Origin of the sequence: Thiothrix lacustris DSM 21227 (assembly GCF_000621325.1) — a bacterium.
GTDB classification, from domain to species: domain Bacteria; phylum Pseudomonadota; class Gammaproteobacteria; order Thiotrichales; family Thiotrichaceae; genus Thiothrix; species Thiothrix lacustris.
On the sequence record NZ_JHYQ01000031.1, the window covers coordinates 1 to 14,387 of the forward strand.

Here is a 14,387-nt window from a genome sequence, read left to right on the forward strand (position 1 = left end):
CGAACCCGTGTTTGGGAACTTGCGCGGCAACAAACGCCTGCACCGCTTCACCTTGCGCAGCAAAGCCAAAGTGGACGGGCAATGGAAACTGTTTTGCCTGATGCACAACCTCGAAAAGCTGGCACATTACGGGTATGTCGCATGAAGGGGGAAATGATGCTGCCAAACACGCAAAAATGCACCGTATTGAGCGTATCAGGTGGCATTCAGGGCGTTATGGGGAAGCAGGAAGTCGGCAACGCTGAAAAAAACGCCCGGTCGTTTGGGATGTTCAAAAAAATGACTGCCCGATCTGGATGGGATGATCAGATTCGGGTTTTTCTACACCCTCCTTGGTCAAGTTGACGGGCATCAGCCAACATTTGTTGCATGGCTTCTTCAGGGTCGAGTACGCTGATTACCAGTGTATTATTTGTCATCAGATACCTCCTTGGTTTCGGTGTGCCACTACGTTAGTGAGAAAGTCTTTGGTCAATTGCTCAAGGCTCACAAATGTATAGGGGTATTCTGCATCCCCAATATGTTTGTGGTCGCCTTTGCCAGATTCGTTGTCATAACCAACCAGCCGTTTGCCATCTTTGCCATAGTAGTAGCGGTATTTGTAGCCATGCGGCCTATCGGCAGTAGCAATTTCCAAACGACATACTCAAGGATTGCGTCATCGGGATAACGCATTTTGAAGTAGCTTAGCCGTTCGGCTTTGGGTGATGTTTTTGGCATGGTGATATAATAACATAGGTATTCTGATTACCATGAGTGATTTTTGACAGAGGCGATGGCTGAGCGTAGTCGAAGCCATATTCTGTAGCTTACTTAAGGTAGCGCAAGATACGCAGCCTTCTTTTGACAGAGGCGATGGCTGAGCGTAGTCGAAGCCATATTCTGTAGCTTACTTAAGGTAGCGCAAGATACGCAGCCTTCACCGCCGCCGCCCCATAACCACGCTCCAAGCGCCGCACGATAAAATGCCCCCGGCTCATGTTCTGGAAATGGTCGATGAACAAGGTATTGATCAATGCCCCTCCCGCAGCACCGACCACCGGCAGGGATTGCGCCACCGCCTTTTCCGTGACCGGAATGCCAAAACGTGCCGCAATCTGCGAAACAAAGCGCACCAGCGGCGGGGCGGCTTGTTGGGTAATGCCTTGCTTGGCGAGGTATTCCAGCGCATCCGACAGCGATTTTGCCAGTGCTGCCCGCACCGCGAAATAACCGGACTCAGTAGCGTCATCAAGGCTGGATGGGCCACCGAGTGCAAACACTTCCAGACAGGCCAACCGCGCTTCCGGTGACTTGATGGACTCCCCTTCGCTGCGGGCAATGTCAGCAATCGAGCGCAAAATGATCGTAGTGGAAACCGGCAATTCAAGCGCCAGCGCAGGCAAGCCAAATGCCCCGCCCGCCGCACCGCTGATTCCCACGAAGGTTTTGTGCAGCCAGTTGGAAGACAGTTGTGGCTGCTCTTCCAGTGTGGAAACCGCCATATCCAGCGCGGTTTGCAGCGCCTTGTGGGTCGCCTTGCCAATCATGGCATGGGCACTTTCGGGCAGCATTGCCAGCCCTTTTTCGATGGGTGTGCCGACAACGTTGGTGATACGCGCCGCCAGCCCCGGATTTTCCAGCAGGCTTTTGGCGTAGCGCAGATCGGCAAGGTCTTCGGGGGAGATACCAAATGTCGTCATGGATAGCTGCCTTGGGTGAATAATGCTGATCGTGTCATTATGGCACGTTAAAATAAAACATGAACATTCCGTAACGTTATCGCAAACCCCCGGTAATGTTGCCTCTGTCATCATGCATGGCATAAACACAGTATTTGATAAAGGAGTTTGCAATTCATGTTCACACGTAACAAGTTGGTATTGGCCGCCGGTGTGCTGATGAGTTCTGCATTGGTGCTGGGTAATTTGCCGGTGATGGCTGAAATAGCCAGCCCGGCACCTGTGTCGCCCGCACCGGCTACAGCGCCAGCGGTAACAACGCCAGTAACTACCAGTGGTTTACCTGAGCTGACGACCCTGATCAAACAAAATGGTGCAGCGGTGGTGAATATCAGCGTTGAAGGTAAAAGCAGCGGGCGCGGTGGTCTGCCAGAAGGTTTGCCGCCAGAGTTGGAGCGTTTTTTCCGGGGTATGCCTGAAATGGACGAGCCGGAATCGCGCAGTGCCAAGGCAACAGGTTCGGGTTTTATTATCTCCGCTGATGGTTATATCGTCACCAATGCCCACGTGATTGAAAATGCCAAATCCGTCACTGTCGGTTTGAGCGACCGCCGCGATTTGCCCGCTGAAATCATTGGGGTGGATGCCCTCAGCGACATAGCTCTGTTAAAAGTGAAAGCCGACAACCTGCCGGTGGTGCAAATGGGTGATTCCAGTGCGCTGGAAGTGGGGCAGTGGGTGGTAGCGATTGGTGCGCCGTTCGGCCTTGACCATAGCGCAACCCAAGGGATTGTTAGTGCTTTGTCACGCAGCTTGCCGGATGGTACTTACGTGCCCTTCATCCAGACCGACGTTGCGGTGAACCCCGGTAACTCCGGCGGCCCCCTGTTTGACCTGAGCGGACGTGTCATTGGGGTGAATTCGCAGATTTACAGCCGCAGCGGTGGTTACATGGGCATTTCATTCGCCATTCCGGTGAATGTGGCGAAAACCGTGGTGGAGCAACTCAAGAACAAGGGCAAGGTTGAGCGTGGCTGGCTGGGTGTCGCGATTCAGGACATGAGTCAGGATCTGGCAAGCTCCTTCAGCCTTAGCCAACCGGATGGCGCATTGGTTTCCAGCGTGCAACCGGGTAGCCCCGCAGACAAGGCCGGGGTGCAAGCCGGTGACGTTATCGTCGGCTTTGGCACGGGTAAGGTGAAATCTTCTGCCGATTTGCCTTTGCTGGTAGGCAATACGCCGATTGGCACACAGGTTCCGCTCAAATTGCTGCGTGCCGGTGGCGAAAAGACGCTGGATGTCACCATTGCCAAACTCGATAGCGGCGATGAAGAAGCTGCGCCGGTGGTTGCCGGTGGCGACAGTGGCATGTTGGGGTTGGCGGTTTCCGGCCTGAGCAGTGCCGATCTCAAGGATCGTAAACTGAGCAATGGTCTGATGGTTGAAGAAGTATTGGCTGGCAGTGTGGCTGAAAAATCAGGGTTGGAAACCGGCGATATTATTATGTCGGTCAATAGCCAGCCAGTGACGAACCCGTCAGACCTGAAAACAGCAGTACAGTCAGCGCCATCAGGCAGACCCATTGCCTTGTTGATCATGCAAGGGGAGCAAACCCGCTTTATTGCGATTACTAAACCGTAAGGTAAACACACACACACTTTCACTCTCGACACTCTCTTGGCACACTCCAAGCCACTTTCCCCGTCAACGGATACGCAATCGCCGTGACGGGGATTTTTTTTGGTGCATCGCCAGTTATCTGAATATCGCGATAGCTCAGGTATAAGCCTGCTGACAAAATTTATTGTGGCTTACATCATGGACATAAATTTTAACGAGGAATTGTCCATGTCCGATACCACAGAAGAAATGTATGTTACCCCTGCTGAACAGACTGAAGCCGCGTCTGAATCCATTGACATCGTTGAACCCATTGATGCTATTGAACCCGTGGAATCGGTAGAATCTACTGAGCATGAAGTCGTTATCGAAGCCGTTGCTCCCTCTCCAGCACCTGCTCAAACTAACGATACAGTGTTGTCTTCCGCGTTGGGTGTATACCGCGATTTAGTGCAACAAATTCAAACCAATAAACAGGCGATTCAAACCCATCGGCAGGAACTGGCTGAAGTTCGCCAGAAAATCCGCGATTTATCGGCCATCAGCAAGCGCGAGCCGCATGTGGAAGAGGAAGCTGATAGCCACGGGTTGCACACCAGCAAAGTGGCTGCCCAATACGATGATTGTGGCAGCATCATTGGTTATGCTGAGCAAGTTAGACGCCATGTTTACGACAATATCAGTGAAGCTGAAGCCTTGCTGTCACCGATGAGCCAAAGTGTTGACCTGCTAAAACTGCGGGTACGCCACATCCGCTTGCTGGAAAACCTGCTAGCCGCTCAAGAGCTGGGCTTGCGCCTTGAAATCCAGCAACGCAATGCCGACGCTTGTATCTGGCAGCTTGCTGACATCCTCAAGGTGTAAGCCTTACAGCTTAACGCTTTGCGGGTGGCGGATCAGGTTGTGCGGGTCAAACTGGCGCTTGAGTGCCTGCAAACGCGGGTGGTTTTTGCCGTAATAGGCCGTTTCCCAATCAGGTAATTCGGCATCAGGGTAATTGCGGTAATGCGCTTTGATGCCGCCTGTGGTCAGCATCCCCTGAATTTCCCGCACGGTCTGTTCCGCCGTACTGGTTTGGCTGGCTTTGTCGTAATAAGTTTGAAGCTCGCCCAGATAGCCGAACCGGCGGTGTGGGTAGGCAGCAGTCGCTTCCAGCGCCGGGTCATTGATAGCCCCGCCCAATGTGTTGATTTGCAGGATGGTGTTGACCTTGGCGGCCGCCATTTTCTTGCAAATCTCCGGCAACATTGCCTTCAGGTCACTGAAACCGCTGTAATAACCCGCCGACACATTTTTGAAATACATCGGCTCAGTGCCGCCTTTGTAACGCTGGATGCCGCGTAGAAACGCATCCTTGCGCGGTGTCATGATCTCGGTTGCACCCGGCTTCAGTTTGGCGAGAATGGTTTTCAAGGCAGCGGAAGGTGTTGCGCTGGTGTCGGTCAGCAAGATGGTCAAATGTGTGCCATTCAATACCCAGGCTGAGTAAGCGCTGTTGGGCAAGTTCTTAGTCAGTTCAAACCAGCGTTCCGCCAGTTGGGTTGCGCTACTCGGTGCCAGGTTTTTGTACTTGTAGCGGTAACTGCTGAACGATGCCGGGGCAGGGTGGGTTTTAAATTCCAGCTCGGTAATAATGCCGAAATTACCATTGCCGCCGCCTTTGCACGCCCACAGTAACTCGGCATTGTCCTTGGAATCGTGTACCTTGCCTTGGCCATCGACCATGCGTACCCGTTGCAAACTGTCGCAGGTCAGCCCCCGTTGACGGGCAAAAAAGCCGTAACCCCCGCCCAAAGTTAACCCCGCCACCCCTACGCCTGCACACGACCCCGCCGGAATCAGCCGCCCGTATTGGTTGAGGTATTCGTACACGCCACCCAATTTTGCACCGGGTTGGATGGTTAGGCGTTTGCTGGTTTTGTTGTAGGTGGGCTTGTTCATGCCTGACAAATCCAGCATCAAGCCGCCGTCATTGGTGGAAAAACCTTCAAAGCTATGCCCGCCGCTTTTGACTGTCATCGGCAGTTTGCTGGTTTGGGCGAAGGCCACTGCTTCCTGCACGCCTTTTTCATTGGCACACACTGCAATGAACTTGGGCATGTTGGTGATACGCTTGTTGAAAATCTGGCGGTGTTTAGCGTAGTCCGCATCATGGCGTTGCAAGAAACGCACGTTGCCGCTGGAAATCGGGGTGATGGTATCGGCAAGTGCTGCGATCGGGTAATAAAAGGCCGGAATGCTGACAGCCATTGCCAATGAGTCCAGCAAAAAGCGCCGACGGTTGGGGTTGGGAGTGATGTCCTGCATAATGGTGTGCCCTCGTATGGTTATGATGCTTGCAGTTAAATAATCTTATACCCACTCTCCAAGGAATGCCGTGAAAAAAGTTAGCCTGTTTGTGGATGTGCAAAACATCTACTACACCACCCGCGACGCCTATGGGCGCAGTTTCGATTACAACCGTTTTTGGGCGCAGGCAACCGCTGGGCGTGAAGTGGTGCAGGCGTGTGCCTATGCCATTGGGCGCGGCGATGAAAAGCAGATGCAATTCCAGAATATCCTGCGGGCGATTGGCTTTGAAGTGAAACTCAAACCCTACATCCAGCGCAGTGACGGTTCCGCCAAAGGTGATTGGGATGTGGGCATTACGCTGGATGTGATCGAAGCCGCCGCCAGCACGGATATTATCGTGCTGGCGTCCGGCGATGGTGATTTCGACCAGTTGCTGCTGCGGGCATACCAACGCTACGGCGTGGAAACCGAAGTGTATGGTGTGCCGCGTTTGACGGCTAATTCCCTGATCAATGCGGCTACCCGCTTCGTGCCGATTGAAGAGGCTTTGTTACTGGGGAAACGCTGAGGGCGGGGGCGCAGCATTTTGCACCGCATTCGGCATGGAACCCATGTCTTTAAGCAGTTTGAAGACATCGCTATCGGTGGACAATATCAAACTGGTATCCGGCGTCATGATGGACTTGTAAGCATCCATTGTGCGGGTAAACGCATAAAATCTGGCGGCTGCTGGGCTTTGGTTGTAAGCATTGGCGTAGATTTCAGCGGCTTTGGCATCGCCTTCGCCCCGGATTTCTTCCACTTTGCGGTAAGCTTCGGACTGGATACGATCCAGATCGCGGGTCATATTGCCGCGAATCCGTGCGGCTTCTCCGTTACCTTCGGAGCGGAAACGTTCGGCAATCTGGCGGCGTTCGCTGATCATGCGCTCGTAGATTTTGGGTTCGACGCTGGCGTTGTAATTGATGCGTTTGAAGCGGATGTCGAGCAATTCCACCCCGAAGACTTTTACCTTTTCGGCGGCGGCTTTGAAAATTTCCTGCTCTACCACGATCCGCCCCTTGCTAATGGGGACAAGTTCGCCTATGGATGCGCCCACGGAAGGGTTGGCATTCGCCACGTCGCTTTCGGTCAGCACCACGTCTTTGAGTGGCACGCGGCCTTTGGTGGTGCGCACGATTTCAATCAGCTCGTGTTTGGCGACGGCGTTGCGGGTTTCGCTGCCGAGGATGTCATCCAACCGTGACAGGGCGCTGCGTTCGTCACGCAAACGCAAGAAATACGCCAGCGGGTCGACAATGCGCCAGCGGGCAAACAGGTCTACCGAGATGTAGAGCTTGTCCTTGGTGGGCATGTCAGAGGGGCTGCCATCCCATTCGAGGATGCGTTTGTCGATGCGGTTAATGTCCTGAATGAAGGGCACTTTCATTTTTAGCCCGGCATCGGTGACGGGTTCGCCCACCGGCTTGCCAAACTGGGTGAGGATGACTTGCTGGGCTTCACCCACGGTATAAAAGGCGTTGAACAGCACAAAGGCCAATAGCCCGGCAACAATAATGAGTAAGCGGTTCATGGTTGCGCCTCCGCTGGGGTTGTTTGTTTTTGGTTAAGGTTGAGCAGGGGCAGCAGGTTTTTCATGCCTTCATCGACCACCACCTTATTTTCGACGCCGGGCAAAATGTCCTGCATGGTTTCCAGATACAAGCGTTGCTGGGTAATGGCGGGGGCTTTTTGGTATTCGGTAAATACGGCATTGAAGCGTGAAACATCCCCTTCGGCTTCATTGATGCGTTTGAGGCGGTAGCCTTCAGCTTCGCGGATGCGCTGGTCTTTTTCACCTTCTGCCAAGGGCACGACTTTGTTGTAGTCGCGGCGGGCTTCGTTGATGAGCTTTTCCTTTTCCTGTTGCGCTTGGTTGACCTCGTTGAAGGATTCCTGCACCGGGGCGGGTGGGTTGATGTTTTTCAGTTGTACTTGGTCAATGCTGATGCCCATGGTGTAGAGGGTGGCGAGTTTTTGCATCTTGAGCAGGGCTTCGACTTCGATTTCCTGTCGCCCAATGGTGAGCACTTCATCGACAGTGCGGTCGCCGACGACTTCACGCATTACCGATTCGGACACGTCGCGCAGGGTTGCGCCGGGTTCGCGCACCGCAAACAGGTAGTGAGTGGGTTCGGATATGCGGTATTGCACCACCCATTCGACCAGCCCGACATTCAGGTCGCCGGTGACCATCGGGGATTCATCTCGTGGGGTATCAGAATACTGATCGGGGTTACTGGCACCTTCGGTATAAAAGCCGAATTCCTGTTTCAACTGGCGCTTGACGGGCAGGATGGTGGCAATATCCACGCCTAACGGAATCTTGAAATGCAGGCCGGGCGGGACTTCCGCGTGAAGTTTGCCAAAGCGTTGCAGGATGGCGACAGAATCACTGGGGACGGTATACCACGATGACCACGCAATAATGCCGAGCACTACGAGGATAACGGGTAGGGCGCTAAAGCTGCGTGCTGACGGCAACTGTAACACCTGCGGGAAAGGCGTTTTCATGGGCTTGTGCTCCGGTAATAATCTTTATTATGTTGATTACTGTATACCTTGCCGGGGTGTTTTGCTATTCACCCCGGTTTGTTACCTGATGATTTCCAGACGAACGTCGGCTGTGCCGGGCAGGATTAGCCTTTTGCAAAGTAGGTGGGCAGATCTAATGAACACTTTCCCCTGAAACTGCTCAGAATTATGAACACTTTGGCACTATCGAGGTCATCCCCGCATGGCGGTTTCTATTGTACAACCCCCCTTTTTGTACTAAACATTAAGCACGCCGAAAAATAATGCGGGGGACGCATGGATTCCATCACGATCAGTGGCAAGTTAACCGGGCAAGACTTGTCATACAAAACCAGCAATGCTTACGCCGACATTCTGACAATCACCTGCCAGCGGGAGGTGACGCTGGAAGCCGTGCGCAGCACGGGCGCAACGCTCGAACTCAAGGATGTGGCGGATGCAACGCTGGTAGAACTCGAATTCGAGAGCGGTTTCAAACGCTGGGTGCGGGCGGGGGATTTGCAGGCGCAGACCCCGCTGACTCCCACAAGTTTTGACGTAGGCAAACAGCGCAACACGGTCGGTCTGGTGCTGAAATACCTGCGACTGCTGCAAGTCGACCCAGTAGGCGACGCTACGCAGACATTGACCGCCCTGATGACCAAGCTGGAAACCCGCAAGATTGCCCAGCCCGGCATATACCGTTGCGCCAACCCCGGCAAGCTCGATTTGCAACGGATCACCCAAGCGGCGGACATCGACACCACCAAGCCGGTGCTGCTGTTCCTGCACGGTACGTTTTCTAACACGGATGGCAGTTTCGGCGAACTCTGGGAATCGCGCCAAGGCTACAACGCGCCTGCGTGGTTACAGCGTTTGTTTGCCCCTTATTGCCAGCAAGTGTTCACGCTGGAACACCACACCCTCGCAGTTAGCCCGGTGCAAAATGCGCTGCAAGTGTTGCGCTTGTTGCCGCCGCATACCCGTTTGCATGTGATCAGCCATTCACGCGGCGGTCTGGTCGGGGAATTGCTGTGCCAAGGGGTGCTGAAACGCAAAACCCGCGATTCCGCCGAGCAGTTTCTGGATAGCGATGACATTTTTACCCCGGATGAACGCCAGATGTTCGCCAGCGATGCTCATCGTAGTGACCAGGAAGGCTTGCAGGAAATCGAAATCCTGCTCAAGGATAAGCAAATCCGCGTGGAGCGTTTTGCGCGGGTCGCCTGCCCTGGGCGTGGCACGGTGCTGGCGGCGGGATCTTTGGAAGATAACCTCTCGGTCATGTTCAATGTGTTGGGTGCCATCCCCGCGCCGCGTTTCCAGCAGTTGGCGGAATGGGTGCGCATGGTGTTGATGGCGACTGCCCCCGAGCGTACCAAGCCAGACGCCTTGCCGGGGATAGAGGCCATGATGCCCGGTTCGCCCCTGATCCGTTTGTTGAATCGCCCGGATGTGCAATTGGATTCTGACCTTACCGTGATTGCCGGGGATATGAAGGCATCCAACCTGTTGGGCAGTTTCAATGCGTGGGTGATGCAGCGTTTTTTCGGCGAGGAAAACGACTTTGTGATGAATACCGCCGGGATGTACGGCGGGGCGCGGCGGTTGCAGGGAATGCGTTTCTATCTGGATCAAAGCGATGACAGCAGTCATTTTGGTTATTTCCGCAAGGGTGAGGTGCGCGAACGCCTGATCAGTGCATTGACTCACCCGGATACTGATTTACGCTTGCGCCCGTTGCTGCCGGAAGCGCCTGTCGCACGTCCAGCGGCGCGTTCCAGCCGGGCGCAAGAGAAAGTCAAAAGCAGCACGGTGTATTTCCTGCCCGGTTTCATGGGGTCGGCCTTGCAGGTCGGCGGCAACCCGGTATGGATGGATTTGTCGACTCTTGGCTGGGGCGATTTTTCCCGGTTGGGGATGGAGAGTGCCGGGGTGCAAGCGGCTGGCGTGTTGGAAACGCCGTACCGCCCTTTGCTGGATATGCTGGACGATAACCACAAGCTGGTCGAATTTGACTACGACTGGCGGCGCTCTTACGCGGAAACAGGCCGCCGTCTGGGGGATGCGCTGGAACAGGAGCTGGATGCGGCGAAAGCGGCGGGCAACAAGCTGGTGATTCGCCTGCTAGCACATTCGAGCGGCGGCTTGGTGGCGCTGGCGATGATGAGCGAAGCACCCGCTGTGTGGCGGCGTTTGCGTGAGGAAGCCGATTGCCGCGTGGTGATGTTGGGCACGCCGTTGCAGGGCACGTATGCGGCGGTGCAAATCCTGTTGGGGAAACACCGTTTGGTGCGTTTGCTAAACCTGCTTGACGGCAGTATGGATGAGGGCGAAAACCAACGGCTGGCGCAACAATTTGCGCGTTACCCCGGTGTGCTGGAGCTGTTGCCTGCGGCGTATTTGCAGGAAGCGCGTTGGCAAGCGTTATTGGGTGATGCTTTTGCGGAATGGCCGGGGCGTGGTTTGCTGGCGGGGGCGCTTCAGGTGCGTGAGCAATGGCGGGCGCTGGAACTGGATGCTCAGCGGCTGATTTACCTGTACGGGCGTTCGTCACTGACGCCGGATGATGTGCAGGTTCAGGAGGGCGGGTGGCGTTTCCATGCCAGCGGGGAAGGTGACGGGGTGAGTTTGTGGGGCAGCCTGCCTGAGTCTGTGCCGACCTGGTTCATGCCGGTGGAACACGGGCACATGGCAAGCCACAGCGAGTATTTCCAGACCTTGCAATACTTGCTGGATGATGGCGTATCGCGTCAGTTGGAGCGGAAACCGCCAGCGATTGGCAAGGCGGGGGATCAGTGGTTGCCTGAGATTCGTAGCGAATTATTCCCGGATGAAGCTGAATTGCTGGCTGCGGCGTTGGGCTACCACACCCGCATGACGCAAGAGGAGGTACGCCCACAGGTGGAAGTACGCGTGGTGCATGGCAATCTGGAGCAAGTGGCGCACCCGGTGGTGGTGGGGCATTACGAGGGGGATTCCATTCTCAGTGCGGAAGCCTTGCTGGACAAGCGTCTGGATGGGCGCATGAGTGAATTGCACCGCATGGGTTTGTATCCGGGGTCAACGGGTACGTCGCATGTGTTCTTGAATCCGGGTAGGAAACCGGGGGGCGCAGTCATTGTAGGGTTGGGGGAAGTCGGTAAGTTGACGCCGGGGGAGATGACCGCCAGTTTTACACGGGCGATGATGGATTATTCCCTGAAAATTCGCGAGGCGCTGGAAACCACCGCGAATACGTCGACCCCACTGCCGATTGAGGGTGACAGTGTGCCGGTGCATGTGGCAACTTTGCTGATCGGTACGGTGGGTGGTGGTAGCGTGACGCTGGCAGATTCGATTACCGCTATCTTGCGGGCGATTGCTCAGGCGAATCAAGCGCTGGATAAGAGTGAGCGCGGTTTGCGTTTGCGTTTACAGGTGGTGGAATTCATCGAGTTGTATGAAGATCGTGCGGTGGAGGCGGCAAGGCTGGTACAGGATTTTGTGCTGCTACCGGAGTTCCGCAGTGATTTTGCTGTGAAGAGCCTGATGCAATGCTTGCCGGGTAAACGTCGCCGCGTGATGTACAACGATCCGCCCGGTTGGTGGCGGCGTCTTCAGGTGGAAGCCAGTGACAGCGGCCTGAAATACATTGCCTTGACTGACAAGGCACGGGCAGAAATGGTGTTGCAGCCTACCCAGCGCAAGCTGGTTGACCAGTTCATCGACAAGGCGATTAGCTCCAGCAGTGATGACCCGGATATTGGCAAAATCTTGTTTGAATTGCTGTTGCCAGCGGCAATGAAGGAACAAGCGCCGAATGCTGAAAATCTGGTGATGGTGCTGGACAGTGCTTCATCGGCTTACCCGTGGGAGTTGCTGTACAACCGCCTTGACCACGAATCACAACCGTTGGCAGTACGTTTTGGCTTGTTGCGCCAGTTACAGGTGGGACAATATCGCCAACGAGTGGTGAATCCGGTTGACCGTTCCGCGTTGGTTATTGGCGACCCACCGGTCGGTGGGGAGTTTGTGCGTTTGCCAGCGGCTAAACACGAAGCTGAAACCGTAGCAAGCCTGCTAGAAGCGGGTGGTTTTACCAAGGTAAGACGCGAGATTGGCACAGACCCGCAATCCATTCTCAAAGCGTTGAATATTGAGGATTATCGTGTGCTACATCTGGCTGGGCATGGGGTGTATCGCTACAAGCCGGATAAGGACAGTGATCTGGAAGTTAGCGGAATGGTGTTGGGCGATGGTATTTTCCTGACCCCGGTAGAAATCGGGCAAATGCGCAAAGTACCCGAACTGGCCTTCATCAATTGCTGCCATTTGGCGCAAATGGATTTCATGGAGGCCGACGTGCAAGCCTCCTTGACGCAGGATCGCAGTAAATTGGCGGCGAGTTTGGCGCAAGAATTAATCCGCATGGGGGTAAGAGCTATTATCGCGGCAGGCTGGGCGATTGATGATAATGCAGCCAAGGTGTTTGCGGAACAGTGTTACAACGCACTGTTACAAGGTTACCCCTTTGGTATGGCGGTCTTGATGGCGCGTCGTGAAACTTGGCAACAGTTTCCGAACGGTAATACCTGGGGGGCGTACCAGTGTTACGGCGACCCTGATTACAAATTATTGAGCCGTCAACCCAGTAATAGCGGGGAGGACGCGACAGCGGATACTTGGCGTTTCGTTGCCGAAGTCGAGGTGGTGGCTGAATTACAGAACCTGATTAATGCTGCCGATACCGCACAGGCTGGGGATGTCGCGTGGTTGCAGGAACGCTTGCAGCAATTACATCGGGCCATTCCTGCCGAATGGCTAGGCCATGCAGAAATTTTATATGCGCTTGGTCGGGCTTATGGCAAGCTGGATATGTTCGCACTAGCGCTTGCAGCGTATGCAGCCGCTCTCGATTCGCCACAAGCCGATTATCCGGTCATTTTGCTGGAAGACAAGGTAAGCTTGCAAACTGCTTGGGCATTGGCATGGTCACAGGGCAAGGCGGATCCACCCGATGCGCGGGTGGCGGCTTCCCCAGCTGATTTGATGGCAAGCAGCCTGAAAACACTCCAGTTATTGGATGGATTGGGTAACAGCCTGCAACGTTTTGAAGAGGTGGGTAAGTTTTGGAAACGTCAGGCGTTGATGGTGACAGGACAAGAACGAGCCAATGCTTTGGAAGAAATGGAGAAAGCGTATAAGCGAGCGCATGAGTTTGCCTTGCAAGAAACCCATCGGGTGGCCGGGTATCCGCTCATCAACTGGCTGACCTGCAAGGTGGTGCGTTACTTGCGTGGGGATGTGAAACAATTGGATCGAGCGGAGTTAAAGCACTGGCTGGAGCAGGCACGGCAATGTTCTGAAGCAGTAAACGGTACAGGAGCTTTTTGTTCGGGGATTACACGTGCGGAATACAGCTTATTGTATTACATCGTTGGCTCACGTTTAAGCGAGTCGACGCAGGTGCAAAAAGTAGTGGCGGGGTACGCACAGGCGATCAGTTATGGAATAGCGCCTCGGCAATTACGTTTCATTAACGAGCATTTGAGTTTCTTGCGGGCGACGTTGGGTGAGTTTCAGGAAGAAAAGCGGCAATTGCAGCCGGTGGTGATGGCTCTACTGGCGATAGAGGAAAAACTATTCGTTTAAATAAGTTCCCTGATAGGCGAGGTGTTTGTGATAAAGACTATAACAAAAAGTATGATGGCAAAAGGTTTGATGCTACTGGCAATGGCGTTCTGTGTAACGGCGTGTGGTACGCCAACGGCATCTTTGCCTTATGAGTCTATCCGATTGATAGCAAAACCGTTTGCATTGCGTCCTAATGAAATACGCAATGATATGTTGTTAGAACAGCGTCTATGTGCCAACAGCAATCTGTTGATGCGCGATTGCGAAACGGTGGTGCGTAGCGAATCCCACCTGAAAGAACGTTGGCAAGATAATGTGCGTGGCAATCTGTACGATAACTTATCCGATAAATTGTTTGCTAAGAGCGGATTGTCCCACAAGACACACTGGCGCTTGAAACGTGACCGGGTGGAGTGGCAGTATAAGTTCTAAGCCGGTGTTGGCTGAATCAGCAGTAATAATAACCCGACCAGCAGGTAGTACGCCGCAAATCGTATGGTTAACGGCTTTTTGAATTCTTCGGGAATGTATTCGTCTACAAACGGAAAAAAGTAGCGAATTGTGCCAATAATCAGCGTAGTGATGCCAAATAACACCAGCACAAAACCGATGGCCGCCAGTAAACTCATCATGGTGTATTCCTTT

General features: G+C 54.1%; 12 protein-coding genes. 6 read left to right on the top strand and 6 right to left on the bottom strand.

The window, feature by feature from the left end:
• Window positions 1–7: 7 nt before the first annotated feature.
• The gene (locus tag Q394_RS23120; protein ID WP_084260302.1) at window positions 8–145 is read left to right on the top strand and encodes a transposase; all 138 of its coding nucleotides are present in this window, start codon (window positions 8–10) and stop codon (window positions 143–145) included.
• A 273-nt stretch (window positions 146–418) separates the two neighbouring features.
• Here the strand turns inward: Q394_RS23120 and Q394_RS20560 are convergent, their stop codons facing one another.
• Window positions 419–637 (bottom strand): toxin-antitoxin system TumE family protein, encoded by a 219-nt coding sequence (locus tag Q394_RS20560; protein WP_211248821.1) that lies wholly within the window; start codon window positions 635–637, stop codon window positions 419–421.
• A 256-nt stretch (window positions 638–893) separates the two neighbouring features.
• Window positions 894–1,682: an EcsC family protein gene (locus tag Q394_RS0114395; RefSeq protein ID WP_038141665.1), complete on the bottom strand. Its 789-nt coding sequence runs from the start codon at window positions 1,680–1,682 to the stop codon at window positions 894–896.
• Between the two features lie 156 nt (window positions 1,683–1,838).
• Between Q394_RS0114395 and Q394_RS0114400 the strand changes: the two genes are divergently transcribed.
• Together Q394_RS0114400 and Q394_RS0114405 are read left to right on the top strand one after the other, a co-directional pair.
• Complete coding sequence (locus Q394_RS0114400; protein ID WP_038141666.1) at window positions 1,839–3,302, top strand: DegQ family serine endoprotease; 1,464 nt, start codon at window positions 1,839–1,841, stop codon at window positions 3,300–3,302.
• A gap of 207 nt (window positions 3,303–3,509) precedes the next feature.
• The gene (locus Q394_RS0114405) at window positions 3,510–4,145 is read left to right on the top strand and encodes a hypothetical protein (protein WP_028489880.1); all 636 of its coding nucleotides are present in this window, start codon (window positions 3,510–3,512) and stop codon (window positions 4,143–4,145) included.
• 3 nt (window positions 4,146–4,148) lie between these two features.
• Here Q394_RS0114405 and Q394_RS0114410 read toward each other — a convergent pair whose 3' ends face one another.
• A complete protein-coding gene (locus tag Q394_RS0114410; protein ID WP_028489881.1) occupies window positions 4,149–5,588 on the bottom strand; it encodes an FAD-binding oxidoreductase in 1,440 nt (479 codons plus the stop codon).
• A gap of 70 nt (window positions 5,589–5,658) precedes the next feature.
• Between Q394_RS0114410 and Q394_RS0114415 the strand changes: the two genes are divergently transcribed.
• Complete coding sequence (locus Q394_RS0114415; RefSeq protein WP_028489882.1) at window positions 5,659–6,141, top strand: LabA-like NYN domain-containing protein; 483 nt, start codon at window positions 5,659–5,661, stop codon at window positions 6,139–6,141.
• On the opposite strand, the gene hflC is transcribed toward Q394_RS0114415, so the two are convergent.
• Both hflC and hflK read right to left on the bottom strand, forming a co-directional pair.
• On the bottom strand, window positions 6,124–7,146 hold the full coding sequence (hflC, locus tag Q394_RS0114420) for a protease modulator HflC (protein ID WP_028489883.1): 1,023 nt from the start codon (window positions 7,144–7,146) through the stop codon (window positions 6,124–6,126). The two genes, Q394_RS0114415 and hflC, sit on opposite strands and share 18 nt — an antisense overlap.
• A complete protein-coding gene (hflK, locus tag Q394_RS20565; protein WP_051543468.1) occupies window positions 7,143–8,126 on the bottom strand; it encodes an FtsH protease activity modulator HflK in 984 nt (327 codons plus the stop codon). Before hflK ends, hflC begins: the two co-directional genes overlap by 4 nt.
• Window positions 8,127–8,423: 297 nt before the next feature.
• Here hflK and Q394_RS0114430 point away from each other — a divergent pair, with 297 nt between their 5' ends.
• Together Q394_RS0114430 and Q394_RS0114435 are read left to right on the top strand one after the other, a co-directional pair.
• Window positions 8,424–13,760, top strand: a complete 5,337-nt coding sequence (locus tag Q394_RS0114430; protein ID WP_028489884.1) for a DUF7379 domain-containing protein — start codon at window positions 8,424–8,426, stop codon at window positions 13,758–13,760.
• Window positions 13,761–13,811: 51 nt separating this feature from the next.
• Complete coding sequence (locus Q394_RS0114435; protein ID WP_028489885.1) at window positions 13,812–14,174, top strand: hypothetical protein; 363 nt, start codon at window positions 13,812–13,814, stop codon at window positions 14,172–14,174.
• Here the strand turns inward: Q394_RS0114435 and Q394_RS0114440 are convergent.
• The gene (locus Q394_RS0114440; RefSeq protein WP_245606797.1) at window positions 14,171–14,374 is read right to left on the bottom strand and encodes a hypothetical protein; all 204 of its coding nucleotides are present in this window, start codon (window positions 14,372–14,374) and stop codon (window positions 14,171–14,173) included. The two genes, Q394_RS0114435 and Q394_RS0114440, sit on opposite strands and share 4 nt — an antisense overlap.
• Between the last annotated feature and the right edge of the window lie 13 nt (window positions 14,375–14,387).

What these genes read in the sequence shown, in the direction of transcription:
- Q394_RS0114395 (WP_038141665.1), bottom strand. Translation starts at nt 1,682, where the DNA reads ATGACGACATTTGGTATCTCCCCCGAAGACCTTGCCGATCTGCGCTAC.
- Q394_RS0114400 (WP_038141666.1), top strand. Translation starts at nt 1,839, where the DNA reads ATGTTCACACGTAACAAGTTGGTATTGGCCGCCGGTGTGCTGATGAGT.
- Q394_RS0114405 (WP_028489880.1), top strand. Translation starts at nt 3,510, where the DNA reads ATGTCCGATACCACAGAAGAAATGTATGTTACCCCTGCTGAACAGACT.
- Q394_RS0114410 (WP_028489881.1), bottom strand. Translation starts at nt 5,588, where the DNA reads ATGCAGGACATCACTCCCAACCCCAACCGTCGGCGCTTTTTGCTGGAC.
- hflC (WP_028489883.1), bottom strand. Translation starts at nt 7,146, where the DNA reads ATGAACCGCTTACTCATTATTGTTGCCGGGCTATTGGCCTTTGTGCTG.
- hflK (WP_051543468.1), bottom strand. Translation starts at nt 8,126, where the DNA reads ATGAAAACGCCTTTCCCGCAGGTGTTACAGTTGCCGTCAGCACGCAGC.
- Q394_RS0114430 (WP_028489884.1), top strand. Translation starts at nt 8,424, where the DNA reads ATGGATTCCATCACGATCAGTGGCAAGTTAACCGGGCAAGACTTGTCA.
- Q394_RS0114435 (WP_028489885.1), top strand. Translation starts at nt 13,812, where the DNA reads ATGATGGCAAAAGGTTTGATGCTACTGGCAATGGCGTTCTGTGTAACG.
- Q394_RS0114440 (WP_245606797.1), bottom strand. Translation starts at nt 14,374, where the DNA reads ATGATGAGTTTACTGGCGGCCATCGGTTTTGTGCTGGTGTTATTTGGC.